General features: G+C 35.0%; 10 protein-coding genes. 6 read left to right on the top strand and 4 right to left on the bottom strand.

Going from position 1 to position 13,649, the window contains the following annotated elements; translation table 11 throughout:
- From K350_RS0106025 to K350_RS0106035, 3 genes are all read left to right on the top strand, one after another.
- On the top strand, positions 1-900 hold a 900-nt coding region (locus K350_RS0106025), incomplete at its 5' end, for a T9SS type B sorting domain-containing protein (protein WP_028979134.1).
- Between the two features lie 2 nt (positions 901-902).
- Entirely contained in the window at positions 903-1,997 is a 1,095-nt protein-coding gene (locus K350_RS0106030; RefSeq protein WP_028979135.1) for a PorP/SprF family type IX secretion system membrane protein, read from the top strand.
- Positions 1,998-2,053: 56 nt separating this feature from the next.
- Positions 2,054-3,973: an OmpA family protein gene (locus tag K350_RS0106035; protein ID WP_051312908.1), complete on the top strand. Its 1,920-nt coding sequence runs from the start codon at positions 2,054-2,056 to the stop codon at positions 3,971-3,973.
- Between the two features lie 47 nt (positions 3,974-4,020).
- On the opposite strand, the gene K350_RS0106040 is transcribed toward K350_RS0106035, so the two are convergent.
- From K350_RS0106040 to K350_RS27635, 4 genes are all read right to left on the bottom strand, one after another.
- Positions 4,021-4,404, bottom strand: coding sequence for a response regulator (locus tag K350_RS0106040; protein WP_028979137.1), 384 nt, complete (start codon positions 4,402-4,404; stop codon positions 4,021-4,023).
- Between the two features lie 126 nt (positions 4,405-4,530).
- On the bottom strand, positions 4,531-5,112 hold the full coding sequence (locus tag K350_RS0106045; RefSeq protein WP_028979138.1) for a biliverdin-producing heme oxygenase: 582 nt from the start codon (positions 5,110-5,112) through the stop codon (positions 4,531-4,533).
- 29 nt (positions 5,113-5,141) lie between these two features.
- On the bottom strand, positions 5,142-6,659 hold the full coding sequence (locus tag K350_RS0106050; RefSeq protein WP_028979139.1) for a GAF domain-containing protein: 1,518 nt from the start codon (positions 6,657-6,659) through the stop codon (positions 5,142-5,144).
- Positions 6,649-10,782, bottom strand: a complete 4,134-nt coding sequence (locus K350_RS27635) for a chemotaxis protein CheB (protein ID WP_051312909.1) — start codon at positions 10,780-10,782, stop codon at positions 6,649-6,651. Before K350_RS27635 ends, K350_RS0106050 begins: the two co-directional genes overlap by 11 nt.
- A 588-nt stretch (positions 10,783-11,370) precedes the next feature.
- Here K350_RS27635 and K350_RS0106065 point away from each other — a divergent pair.
- The 3 genes from K350_RS0106065 (at position 11,371) to K350_RS33090 (ending at position 13,484) form a co-directional block, all read left to right on the top strand.
- Positions 11,371-12,027 (top strand): hypothetical protein, encoded by a 657-nt coding sequence (locus K350_RS0106065; RefSeq protein ID WP_028979141.1) that lies wholly within the window; start codon positions 11,371-11,373, stop codon positions 12,025-12,027.
- An 18-nt stretch (positions 12,028-12,045) separates the two neighbouring features.
- Positions 12,046-12,876 (top strand): hypothetical protein, encoded by an 831-nt coding sequence (locus tag K350_RS0106070; protein ID WP_028979142.1) that lies wholly within the window; start codon positions 12,046-12,048, stop codon positions 12,874-12,876.
- A 362-nt stretch (positions 12,877-13,238) separates the two neighbouring features.
- Positions 13,239-13,484 carry a PAS domain-containing protein gene (locus K350_RS33090; RefSeq protein WP_081670909.1) on the top strand — a complete coding sequence of 82 codons (246 nt, stop codon included), beginning with the start codon at positions 13,239-13,241 and terminating at the stop codon, positions 13,482-13,484.
- The last annotated feature ends 165 nt before the right edge of the window (positions 13,485-13,649 follow it).

The following is a 13,649-nucleotide window of genomic DNA, read 5'->3' on the forward strand; positions in this document are numbered from 1 at the left end:
TCTGCAACAGGTGGAACAGCACCTTACACAGGAACAGGAACTTTCACTGGTCTTGCCGCTGGAACTTACTCTTATACAGTGACCGATGTTAATGGTTGTGCTTCAGCAGTATCAGTAACAATCGCAGAGCCTGTAGCCTTGATTCCGGGTGTGCTTTCAGGTGATACTACAATTTGCGCTGGCGAGAAAGTTAATTATCCGATCATTAGCGGAAACAATGCAAATAATATTACATGGCAGTACGCAGAAGCTCCTTATACTACTTGGGTTACTGCAACAAACAAAGAGTTCCCGCAGGTTCAGGAAGAGCTATATAAAACAAGACAATACAGAGCTCAGGTTTTCAATTCCAGTTCATGTGGTGTGGATTATACAAATTCCATAACAATAACAGTTAATCCTTTACCAAATCTAAATGCTGGAAAGGATACCACAATTGTAACAAATAAAAAGGTTCAACTGCAGGCTACTGGTGGAACAACTTATGTATGGATGGCCGAAAAGAGCTTAAGTGGTCTGTTTATTGCTGATCCAGTGGCAAGTCCTTCTGAAACAACTACCTATTCAGTAGAAGCAACAAATGAGTTTGGTTGCAAAGCAACTGACGAGATTACAGTCTCAGTAGTAGGAAGAAGACCTGTTATGATTCCGAATACATTTACTCCAAATGGTGATGGTACATATGATGAATGGGTAATTGAAAATATAGGAGATTATCCTGAAGCGACACTTGAAATTTATAACCGCTATGGAAGTATCATCATCAAATGGAATAAAAATATTGAGTCGTGGGATGGAAGAGTAAAAGGTGTAGACATGGCAGTAGGAACGTATTTCTATATTTTAGATTTAAAAGATGGATCTGAACCAATTGCAGGATCAGTAAGTATAATCAGATAGTTATGAAAAGAATTTTAATATTAGTGTTTTTGGTAATTGCCTGTTCTGATATTTATGGTCAGCAGATACCGCAATTTTCCCAATACATTTGGAACAGCTATCTGATTAATCCTGCCATAGCAGGTGCAGATAATTTTGTTGAAGCCAAGGTGGGATACAGAAATCAGTGGGTGGGCCTGGAAGGTGCGCCTCGGACTGGTTACTTAACCATTCAAGGACAGAAGGGGAAGAAGTTAATTAACAGGGAAGATGTCGATGTTGTAAACAGAAGACGAACTAGAGGTTTTAAGAAACCACTAAATGGAGTTGAAAAAGCTTTGGGATATAAAACTAGAAAATATCCTACTGCTCCTGCATCCTTCAAATTGAAGGGCCATCATGGTTTCGGCGGGCAGATTATGCTTGACAGGATAGGCCCTTTCAGTACCCTTGGTATTTATGGATCTTATGCCTATCATATTCCTTTGGCCCGGGAAACTTATATGTCTATGGGTACCTTCCTTGGGATCAAACAATACAGAATTGATGTTGATAAAATAATACTGAATGCTAATCCTAATGCTAATCCGGTTCAGGATAATGCAATCGGTAATTCAGGAAATCTCAGTACCATTACACCTGATGCTATGGTAGGTTTGATGGTTTATTCTCCGAAGTACTATGTAGGAATTTCAATGGATCAGATTTTCAGTAGTAAACTTAAGTTTCAGAATACTACCGCTTATGCTTTCACGCAAAACAGTACTTTGTCTCCGCACTATTTTCTGATGGGAGGTTACAGGGTAAATCTATCGGAAGAGCTTGCAGTAGTACCTTCTGCTATCGTCAGATACAATAATGGAGTCCCACCATCTGTAGATCTTACAGCAAAGTTTAATTATAAAGATCTTATCTGGGCTGGAGCTTCTATGAGGGCAAAGGATGCTTTTATAGTTCTGTTCGGAATTTCTTATAGAAATATGCTTGATATCGGTTATTCCTATGATATGACTACAAGCAGAATCCGTCAGTTTAGCAGAGGAACTCATGAAATTGTACTTTCATACAGAATGGTAAATAAACCTACAACAGGTTGTAAGCCAAGTTATGTATGGTAGCTCGATACTCTATCTTTATTGGTTTGTATAAAGTTTAATAGTTGTTATATTTAAAAATGAATTTCATTAAACAGTATATCTTAATCTTTACCTTTATTCTAATTTCTGCAATGGTATGTCAGGGGCAGGCTCCTTCTGACAAAAAAGCCAAAAAACATTATGAATATGGAGTGTCGTTTTTTACAGATGGCGATTTTAAAGGCGCAATGGAAAACTTCATTATTGCGGAAAATATTGATAAGGAACATGCTGGGATTAAGTATTACCTGGGGGCATGTTATTGCGAATTGAAAAGTTATTCAAAAGCATTGTCTTATCTGGAAGATGCCAAATCAAAAGGATGCACTATACGCGAACTGAATTTTTATTTAGGTAGAGCAAATCATTTAACCCATAATTTTAAGGAGGCCATTCCGTATTACACTGCGTTTCAGCAGCAGTTGAAGGGATCTGAGAGAAACAGAGTGCAGGAACTGGACAATTTGATCAAAAATTGTCATAACGGAATAAAGCTAATCGCAAGTCCTTTGGAAATAAAAGTTAAAAATCTCGGACCTACTGTTAATTCTAAATTTCCGGATTATAATCCTGTAATTTCTGCTGATGAATCAATGCTTTATTTTACATCACGAAGGGATAATAGTACAGGTCAGATGCTTCATGAAGATTTTCACTATTATGAAGATATTTACTATTCAATAAAAGATACAAATTGGTCTTCTGCTGAAGGTGTTGGAAGTAAGATAAATACGGAGAGTCATGATGCATGTATAGGTTTAAGTGCTGATGGGCAACAAATGCTTATATATAAAGCCACTTCAAATGGTGGAGATTTGTTTATCAGTAATCTTGATGGGAAAAACTGGTCGTCACCAAAAAATCTCGGGCCTAATATCAATACGCCTTTCTGGGAGTCCAGCGGTAGTTTGTCTTCAGATCATAAAGTCTTGTTTTTTACAAGCAACAAAAGCGGTGGTGTTGGTGGTACAGATATTTATATGACAAAGATGCAGGGTAACGGAGAGTATAGTACACCAATATTACTAGGGCCACAGGTTAATACTCCGGACGATGAATTGTCGCCTTTTATTCATGCAGATGGAAAAACACTTTATTTTAGTTCGAGAAGTTATAACTCTATGGGTGGTTTTGATATTTTTTCTGTTGAAATAGATCTTGAAACAGGAGAAATATTATCCAATCCTGAAAATATCGGGTATCCCATCAATACAGCTGATGATGATGTGTATTTTACCTGGTCAGCTGATAATTCAAGAGCTTATTTTTCTTCTGTAAGAGAAGGAGGAAACGGTGAGAAAGATATATACATGCTTGAAAGAAGTATAGCTCTTGCCCCTGTTGTTGTTTGGAAAGGGAGAGTAATAGATGAAATGACATTACAACCTATTGAAGCTAAAATTGAGATCTCGGATAACTCAACTCAAAAGTCTGTGGGTAAATTTTTACCAAATAAGAGTTCCGGTAAATATATTATTGCTTTACCTACCGGACGTAATTATAATATTGCAGTTGAATCTGAAAATTATTCTTTCTTTTCAAAAAATCTTGATGTCTCAAGTCTTAATAAATACGAAGAAATAGATGAGGATATTTATCTAAGGCCCCTTAAAAAGGGAACTGTTATTGTTCTCAGAAATATTTTCTTTAATGTTAATGACGCTTCTCTTAGGCCTGAGTCTGAGATTGAACTTACCAGGGTTTTTAACTTCTTATTAAAATATCCAAATATAAAGTTAGAAGTATCCGGCCATAGCGATAGTGATGGCAATCGGGGGTATAATATGGAGTTATCCAAAAAGAGAGCTGCTGCAGTTGCTGAATACTTAATTAAAAAAGGTATAAGGGCCGATAGGCTTATAAGTAATGGTTATGGGCCAAATAAGCCTATTGCTCCAAATGATAGTCCTAAAAACAAGCAAATCAACCGTAGGACCGAGTTAATGATTGTTGAATAATAAAATGGAATATAAAATAAGGCTCCCAATGGGAGCTTTTTTATTTATCAGCTGAAATGCTTTTCCATAACGGAATTGATCTTTTCCGCAGTAAGGGGCTTGTTGAGGTATCCCATTACAGAAGGATGATTTTCCAGTTTGCTCATATCATTTTCATTGGATGAAGTTGTGAGAACTACAATTACCGGATCGCTCGAAGTATGTGTTTTATAAGAGTTCAGAAATTCAAAACCATCCATCACTGGCATATTAATATCCAGAAGAATTAACTCGGGACAGGTTGCGCTTTTATTGATATGATTAATAGCTTCTTTTCCATTTAATGCTACATTTATTTCATTAGCTATTTCAAGCTTTTTGAGAAGCCTTGCGTTTAAAAAATTGTTTACATTATCATTATCAACGAGAAGAATTTTATCAATCTTTTTCATTGCAATATTAAGTTTAGTTATTGTAAAGATAAAAAGTGATGAATATATTGAATGTAATAATATTTGTTTAGCTTTTTATTCTCGGTTAAGAAATTTTTGTACTTCCTTTGATAAAAAGCAACACATTTATAAAGATTTCTGTTCTGACTCTACCCAGTTTTTAAATTTAATGAAAGTTTCATTTGCAGCATCAATGATGGTGTCATCATCATTTACAGCGCTGCTATAATGGGTTAAAGCTTCACAGAATGATTTCCATTTTTTTCCTGTTTCTTCTCCGTATCCATTGAAGAAACTTACACCAGAGTCTTTATTTAAAGAGATAGTTTCACTAATAATTCTGGATATCATTCTTCCTCCAAGGGTTGAACCCTCCATAACATAAAGGCATCCAAGAGCCTGAGATGAAGTTTTTATTTCCGGTAAGTCATTGCAAAGATTGATTTCTTCATTACACCCAAGCTTGTGAAGATCATCCTTTAATGCAGTTGACTTTCTCCTTGTTTCAAAATCATGCAGATAATTATGAATATCAGAAAAGCTATTAATTGAATTTTCAAGAGGATGAAAAAAACCATAAAATTTGATCAGTATATTTTTGTAAGATTCCAGGCTAAGCTCCCGACTGACAACAGGCTTCATTAAATTGCTATTTTCCATAGCTGCATGGTTTTCGGCAGTTTGCCGTTTTATTTTTTCAAGAAGCATAAATCTTTAAAATTATGATAGGTACTTAACTAGTTCTGGTTTTTATAAAGAATATCAGTAATAGATTTGTGCAGTTCATCTGCAGCTTTGAGAGTCTGAGTTGTCCAAGCCTTAGATGTGTTTTTTACAGTTTCTTTCCATGTACCGAATGAGTTTCTGGGATGATATGTTTTCTGATCAGATTCAAATTGAATGGCCTCATCAGGATTTCCGCCCCAATGGACAGTCTGAATAATCTCGGGACGAAAGCCCACAATATATTCTCCTCTTTTTACTGATATTGGAATTACAATTATTCCACTGGCGTCCTCTTTGTATTTATGGTTTGCATCAAGCTCCATGAGAGTTGTGTCTGAATGAAAAATTTCATCTATATTTTTTACCTTCAGCCAATAAGAAAGCTCTTTGATAAATGAGGTCTCCGGAGTTTTGCCCAATTCTCCTGTTTTACCATTAAAAACAATCACGGCACCTTGTATCTCCAGCAGTTCAAGTAAATTATTATTTTCAAGCAGACCGTCTGTAAAATTAGGCGCTGAGGTCATTTGTCTGTATAATCTTGATTGTATAGAATCGAGATGGGAGCTTACAAGCAGGTCGTTTTGTTTTTCGTTCATTACAAGCTGCGTAGACAATATGCTTGATAAGAGTTCGAATGCAGACCGAAGGTCATAGGGTATCTCCCTGGCTGTTCTGTGATGACAAGAAATTAACCCCCATAACTTATCGTTTTTAATTATGGGTGTCGACATTGAAGTCTCAACTTTCATGTTTTGCAAGTATTCCAGATGCACAGGTGCCACAGCTCTTAAGTTGCAATCACCAAGGTCTGTATATCTGAAAGTTACAGGATTAAGTATAGGGTTGAGCTTTACTGCTTTGTAACTTCTATCAGGGATAAATCTATATGGATTATTGAAGTAAAGTTCTCTGGCCTGTTTGGGAATATCAGAGGCGGGAAATCTTAAGCCAAGATAAACATCCATGTCATCATTCCTGGCCTCGGCAATTACCAGTCCATTCCAGGATTCATCAAACTGGTAAATCATGACTTTGTCAAAGCCGGATATTCTTTTAATCTCTTCGCAAGCTATTTTGCTGATCTGAGTAATGCTATCAACATTTTTAAGCTTAGCTACAATGTATTTAACATCTTGATATAAGTAGGAAAAATCTTTCTTAATTGCCGGAACTCTTTCAAGTTCCATCACCACCTGTCCGTCTTTGAAGTGAGCAATAGCAAGACATTCAAGATTATTAAAACTGAAGTTTAAAGGAACTCTTTCTTTTAAATTGTCATCGTTGATTTTTAATAACAGAGCTTCATAATCTTTCTTTGATAGAAAGGTTGATAGAGGATTGTTGAGGATCTCTATAACCTCTTTGCCAAAAAGCTCTCTTATATTTTCGCTTACCTGAATAATTGTCCATCTTCTTTTTTCAACAACTATAAGTGCGCCATAAGGTTGTATGGAATTAATAAAATTAAGAGGCAGATTGCCACAAAAATCCGAATCATAGTTCTTTTTACTTGGATTATTTTCCATTAAGAATTTTTTTTGAATTTGCTAAATCATCACCCATTTGCTGAATACTATTTGCTTTGAGAAAAATTCTAAATGTAGATCCTTCATTCAGCATGCTTTCTACACTGATTTTTCCTCCTGCATTTTCAACTATCTTTTTTACAATATAAAGCCCGATTCCAGTGCCATCCACATGAGCGTGGAAGCGTTTAAACATGCCAAACATCTGGTCAAGTTTATCTTCTTCTATGCCAAGCCCATTATCACAGAAAGTAATTACAACAAATTCACCAATAGTTTCAGTAGAAATTTTAAGGTGAGGATTTCTATCAGGATGCTTGTATTTTATACCATTGCTGATAAAATTATAAAAGATACTTCTCAGATTTTTTCTGGAGAAAAGAATAAAAGGAACTTGAAGATTGTATTCAAGGGTAACGTTATTTTTAAGAAAAGAATCCAATATAGATAATCTCGTTTCTTCAATTGTTTCCTTTAGGTCAATCAACTCCTGATCTATAATGATTTCTTTCTGAACTTTGGCAATTTCAGTTAAATCTCTTATAGTCTCTTTAAATTTGGCAATTGAAACATCGACCATTTCCAGAAGCGACTTGAAGTCTTCATCTTCACTTTTAGGCAATACCTCTAACTTTATTGTTTGAACAAGCCCTTCTATATTAAGTATTGGCGCTTTCAAATCATGAGAAGCGGTATAAATGAAATTGTCCAGATCAGAATTAATTCGGACAAGGTTTTTATTCGTTTTCTCAAGCTCAAGCTGAGTCTTTTTTAATGAAGTAAGATCAACTATTGATCCTATGACTCTATATGGCATTCCGTCTTCAAAATGAAGTACGTAAGCTCTGTCAAGTACATTTGAATAACTACCATCAGCTTTTTCAAATCTGTATTCTTCCTGCCACTGGGTTTTTCCATGAGTTATACAGTTCTGAATGCTCTCTATAATTTTTTGCTTGTCTTCGGGATGGATCTTCTCAAACCTTGACTCAATACCTTGTGATTCGCCTGTGGTTTCATAGCCAAACATATTTTTGAATCCTTCATTCCACCATACAGTATTAGAAGAAAAATCCCAATCATAAATAGCATCGTTGGTGGCAAGAGAAAGAGCTTTATAACGCTCCTGACTTATTGTAAGATCTCTGGTTCTTTTCTCAACTCTTTCTTCTAGATGATCATTCAGCAGCTGAAGGTTTTGCTGAGTCTTTTTCAATTCTTCATAAGCTTCTCTGATCCTTAGCTCAGCTTCTCGTTTTTCAGTGATATCACCAATCGTTATGACAAGTGTTTCTCCTGTTTTTATAGCGGATAATTCAAACCACTTATGTTGCTTCTCGCTATACTGTTCTGTATGTAAGGAGTCATCTGTTTCATAAGCCAGTACAAGTTTTTCAAAAAGTTCGGGCGTTACGATGTCAGAAAATTCAGACTTCAAAAGTTTGCCATTTAAGGCTTCTGTTTTTTTTCTGAAGATTTTACCTAAAGTGCTGTTGGTAAGAACAAAAGACATGTCTTTAATATTCCCATTTCTATCCTTTACAGGTTCCAGAGCCATGATGCCATTGAGTGAACTGTTGTTAACTCCTGAGATAAGATTGTTCAGGCTCTTTAAATAGGTAATATCAATAAACGTAATAATAGCTCCATCCACAGTCTGATCCTGTTTGGTATATGGCATAATTTTCATCTGATACCACATATTGTTGTAAGACTGGATTTCCTTTTGCAATAGCGATTGCGTCTTTAGCACATATCGGATATCCTCTATAAGCCCGGGATGGTTAATATTATTGGAAATATGAGCAATGGGCCTGCCTATATCGCTTTCGATAAGATTAATCTGTTTCGCTGAAATAGGAGTAAATTTTCTTATAGCCAGATCTTTATTGATGAAGATCTGAGATATATCCGAGCTTTTAAAGAAGTTATTCAAATCATCGTTGAGCTCGATCAGTTCTTTTATCTTGATTTGAAATTCAGCATTTACAGAGTGCAGCTCTTCATTCAATGACTGAAGTTCTTCATTAGTGCTTTGCAACTCTTCGTTTGCTGAAACCAATTCCTCATTTGAAGACTGCATTTCCTCATTGGATGTTTCCAACTCTTCAACAGCCGTCTGCAGGTTTTCCCTTGTTTCAATCAATTCATCTTCCAGCTCCATAATACGCTCAGAGGTAATAAATTTCTGTTCACTGAGGTCTATGGTATTTTCATTTTTCGGAGTTTCAATCGCGGGTAATTCTTTAAAGAATATCCAGTAAATTTTTTTCTCAGTCTTTTTTTCAGTGGTAGGAGAGATAATGATCTGTATGTTGCGTTTGGAATTCTCTTCCTGAAGTTTTATCCTGTCAAGGGTTACAGTTTCATTATGTTTAATTGCCTTGCGTATAGCCGATCCCAGAACAATAGACAATTCTTCTGATACTATTTTCAGTATATTAAGTTCCAAATGTTTGGGCTTAAACTGAATGTATTTTTCATAGTCACCTGAAGCCTGAGTCAGTTCATAATTTTCATTGATACAGACTGCGCTGAAACCTGAATGCGCAAGTAACAAGTCGGTCAGGTTAGGTGCAGGTGCTGAAGGAAATGCAAATGGTTTATGTGAAGACTCCGGAAATTTGAACAAAGCAGGACTATTAAGAGTAAACCCTCCTAATCCTCCATAACTTTCAGTTGATAATTTCCTTTTGTTACTGGTTTTCTGGTAGATTCTGTATTTTTTGTGTAATTCATTAAACTCGTGATTCAGATCACCAATGTTTTCACTAGTCCCAAGAAATAAATATCTATTGGGTTTTATGCTGAAGTAAAATTTGGATAGGATATTTTTTTGTAATCCATGGTTTAGATATATGAGCAGGTTTCTGCAAGAAATAAGATCTATTTTGCTGTATGGTGCATTTCTTGTCAGGTCATGTTGAGCGAAAACAATCATCTTTCTTAAATGACCATTTATTCTGTAGTTGTCTCCTGATTTATCAAACCATGTTTTTAAGCGCGTTTCTGATATATCTTTTTCAATGGAAGTTGGATAGATACCTTTAGAAGCCGTTTCCAGTGCAATTTTATTGATGTCTGTTGCAAATATTTTTACCTGATGTGTAAGGCCATTCTTTAAGATATGTTCGTGAGCAAGTATTGCAATACTATATGCTTCTTCTCCTGTGCTGCAGGCGGCTACCCATATTTTTATCTCTTTCTCATCGGTATTAAACAGTGCAGGAATTACCTCTTTCTCCAGAATAGTGAAAGAATCTTTGTCTCTAAAAAATTTTGTTACACCAATCAGAAAGTCCTGAGCCAGTATATCAAGTTCATCCTTGTTAGTGTGAAGAAAGTCTTTATAATCAATAAGCCTTTTAAAATTGTTTAGGGTCATCCTTTTGGCAATTCTTCTGCTTATTGTGGAGGGCTTGTAGGATGTAAAATCATTTCCTCCTCTCTTATTAATTAAATTCAGAATTTCGTGAATGATAGTTTCTTCTTCATCAGACAACCGCCCTGGAATAGCATTTCCTGGTGTGTCCTGCAGGAAATTTAAAATTTCTTCGGGCATTTGATTTACAGCGAGAATCATATCCGCATTGCCGGTATCTATAGCATTCTTCGGCATCCCGTCAAATTTAGCAGTGACTGGATCCTGCACTACTGCAAGGCCTCCTGCATTTCTGATTTCTTCTAGGCCCTTTGTACCATCACTGCCTGTTCCTGATAATACTACTCCTATTGCATTGGGTCCTCGTTGATCTGCCAAAGACTTGAAAAAGATATCAATGGCCATGTTAGGCATTTTGCCTGCTGTCTTTTGATGGAGTTTTAACCTGTTGTTGCTTAATGTAATATTTCTGCTTGGAGTTATTACATATATGGAGCCTGCTTCAATAATAATATCTTCCTGAGCTTCATGTATCTGCATTTTTGTATGCTTTGAAAGAAGCTGAGGCATCATGCTTTTGTAGTCAGAAGATAAATGCTGAATAATGACAAAAGCAGCGTTAACCTCCAGTTTAAGGTTATCAAAAAACTCCATAATAGCTTCCAGGCCTCCTGCAGAGGCTCCAATTCCTATGATTGGAAAACTATTATTTGATTCTTCGTGTGTTGGGAGCGGTTTCACTGTTTTCTTGTTAGATATTAGTGAGATCTTTTTGGTCTGAACTCAAATATAGATCCAAAAATAAAACTTTTTTAGATATCGTGGCTTATAACCATTAATCTTACCGTCAGCAAGTGGCTTAGGTCTTTGTATTTAAATGTTTATGAAATGATAATGGTATTATTTGCATTCTAATAACATTATGTAAGGGATAAATGTTTAATATCAAATAGTATTTTTTTATGAATCCATTAGAAAATATTAATCAAAGACAGGTAGAATTAGAAACTAAAATCAGGCAATTGCAACAAAGGCTTTTTCAATTAAAAATTAAAAGAATGGAGATAGATCGGCTAAAGGTCAGATGCTCAGAAAGAAACAAATTTGTTGAGGACGTATTGGTCAAACTTAGAATGACATTGGGTAAGTAACAAAAGCGTGAAGGTTGTTTTTCTTTTTAATTCAAACCTTCATGCTTTTGGCATAAAGAAGTTTAAAAATATTTCAGGACTTCTTATTTTTAATTCATTATACTTTTTCGATTTTTATATAGTTATTTTGACTGTAATTTTTTGATAATTTTAAACTTAACTTCTTTTTAAAACTACTATGAAAGAAAATTTAAAACTCTTTACTTCAATCGCTGGGAAGTCTTTTTTTAGCTGGATTAAAGTTGCTCTTATCGGAGTAACGCTATCTATTGTTGGAGTCATCACGGCCTTAGTTATAAGAGGTACATCTTCAGGACAGGCTAATGTTTCAGAAGATGTGTATCTGGCGGCGGCGCCTTCCGGAGATTTATGGAGTAATCTGTTGCTTGTTGTTTCAATTGGTCTTGTGGTTGTTTATATTATGCTTGCCAACAAACATGCCTTACAAACATCAATATATCTTATTTGGGAAAATAAACTGGCAGATTTTGTAGAGCCTTTGGTTGAAAAGGGTTTTAAGAAGATTTCCTCGAAACAGCCTGACTGGCTTAAAAGTGGCATTGACGGAGTGACTGTTAAAGCCCGTTTACTCGATGAGATAAGAAAAGACGAAAATGCCAATAAGATTCAGAAAAAAGTGTTGGATTATGGCTTTAAAAAGTTAAGTCTGGATGGTATCGATTTTCAGGATTCAGATTTTAGTATTCAGGCCACTATATCTGAAAAAATCAAAACTCAAATAAGCGCAATATCTAATCCTTCTCTTAAAATGTTCTGGTTACTTTCATTGGTGCATGTTCTTATTCTTGGTCTTGCAGTATATTTTGATAAATAATAATCTCCGTTTTTCGGAATGAATATAGTTAAACTACTTTTCAGAATATTTATTTTCTGTATACTTACAGTTATCACGCAGATTGGAGGGTTGGTATATTTACTAACCCTTTATATTTTTAAATATTTAAAAGATAAGGTTGAAAATAAAAGTGCCTTTGTAGCATTAAAATTGATTTCATTTTTTATGCTGTATTTCACTGCAACTTTTGTTATTATCCCTCCCGTTGCAGCTTTATTTGGTAGAGTTCCTTTACCAATGTTTTCTGCAAGTCATTTGAAGCCATTGAATAAAATAACTTGCCTGCTCAATCGCAATTATGTAAAGCCCGAGCTCAAGAACGCAGTATTGAACACTGCTATAGAAATAAATAAAAAGTTTCCCGGAACAGAAGTGAGTTATCTGGATGCTTGTTTTCCTTTTATAAATAAATTCCCATTGATGCCGCATCTGAGTCATAATGATGGAAAGAAGCTGGATCTGACATTTTTTTATATTGAAAAAAACTCAGGACATGAAAGCAATGAAAGCCCTTCTTTTATTGGATATGGCATTTGTGAAGAAGCCCTCCATGGAGAAGTGAATACAGCTGACTTTTGCAAAGACAAAGGTTATCTGCAATACAGTTTTTTAAAATTCATTATTCCTCAAAGTAAAAAGGCGGATTTTAAATTTGATGCTGAACGAACGAGATTCTTAGTTGAACTTTTGGCTAAAGATACAGCAGTCAGTAAAATTTTCATTGAGCCTCATTTGAAGCAAAGGCTGAGTCTTCAGTCTGGGAAAATAAGGTTTCACGGCTGCCAGGCTGTGAGGCATGATGACCATATTCATTTTCAGGTAAAGTAAAAAGATCAACAGCTTTAATTTTTAGCTGATTTTCGTGTAATTTTTTTTTAATACAAATTGTATTTGCATAAATGCTGTTTTTTTAACAAATCTTGCTGCTGGCTCAATATCAAATTCATTATCAGTATTCATCTTTAAAAGACTGCTTAGCACATTTCTTTTAATTAAGACAAAAGGAAAATATTAAAACAATTAGTGTGATAAAAATTAATCAACTATAACTATGCATCAGATGTAGAATTAGAATCTGAGTTATTTTGTTTTTGTCCTAAAAATATTGACTCATATTTTAGAAAAAATAACTTAAGGATGAAGTAGCATCTACTACAACTTCCTAGCACGATTGCCAGGTTCCCGATCGGTTGTTAAAATATTCAAAAGAGAAATTGACAGGCAAACCTCATAATATATTCAGGCATCCTTATATGCCTAAGGAGTTGTTTAAATTGTTTTGGGAAACAATTAAGGCCGGAAAAGTATTCCGAGGAATTATCAAAAACAAAGCAAAAGATGGAGGCCATTATTGGGTGGATGCCACTATTGTACCTATGTTGATAATATCGGGTGATTGTGATATATATAGGTGCAAGATATCACATTACAAGTGATAAAATAGCTGAAGAACTATATAATAGCGAGACTCTAATATTTGGATTGACTATTAATTAACGTGTTAATATTGAAGAGAATAATATCTTTTAGTATAGTTTTTAAGATGAATAAATGATTAATGTCATTTTTTACTCTAGTTAATATCATTTTTAATAGTGAAC

Origin of the sequence: Sporocytophaga myxococcoides DSM 11118, assembly GCF_000426725.1 — a bacterium.
In the GTDB taxonomy this organism is placed as follows: Bacteria; Bacteroidota; Bacteroidia; order Cytophagales; family Cytophagaceae; genus Sporocytophaga; species Sporocytophaga myxococcoides.

Excerpts from the sequence above, each read along its gene's own strand:
- K350_RS0106030 (WP_028979135.1), top strand. The coding sequence starts at position 903 with ATGAAAAGAATTTTAATATTAGTGTTTTTGGTAATTGCCTGTTCTGAT.
- K350_RS0106035 (WP_051312908.1), top strand. The coding sequence starts at position 2,054 with ATGAATTTCATTAAACAGTATATCTTAATCTTTACCTTTATTCTAATT.
- K350_RS0106040 (WP_028979137.1), bottom strand. The coding sequence starts at position 4,404 with ATGAAAAAGATTGATAAAATTCTTCTCGTTGATAATGATAATGTAAAC.
- K350_RS0106045 (WP_028979138.1), bottom strand. The coding sequence starts at position 5,112 with ATGCTTCTTGAAAAAATAAAACGGCAAACTGCCGAAAACCATGCAGCT.
- K350_RS0106050 (WP_028979139.1), bottom strand. The coding sequence starts at position 6,659 with ATGGAAAATAATCCAAGTAAAAAGAACTATGATTCGGATTTTTGTGGC.
- K350_RS0106065 (WP_028979141.1), top strand. The coding sequence starts at position 11,371 with ATGAAAGAAAATTTAAAACTCTTTACTTCAATCGCTGGGAAGTCTTTT.
- K350_RS0106070 (WP_028979142.1), top strand. The coding sequence starts at position 12,046 with ATGAATATAGTTAAACTACTTTTCAGAATATTTATTTTCTGTATACTT.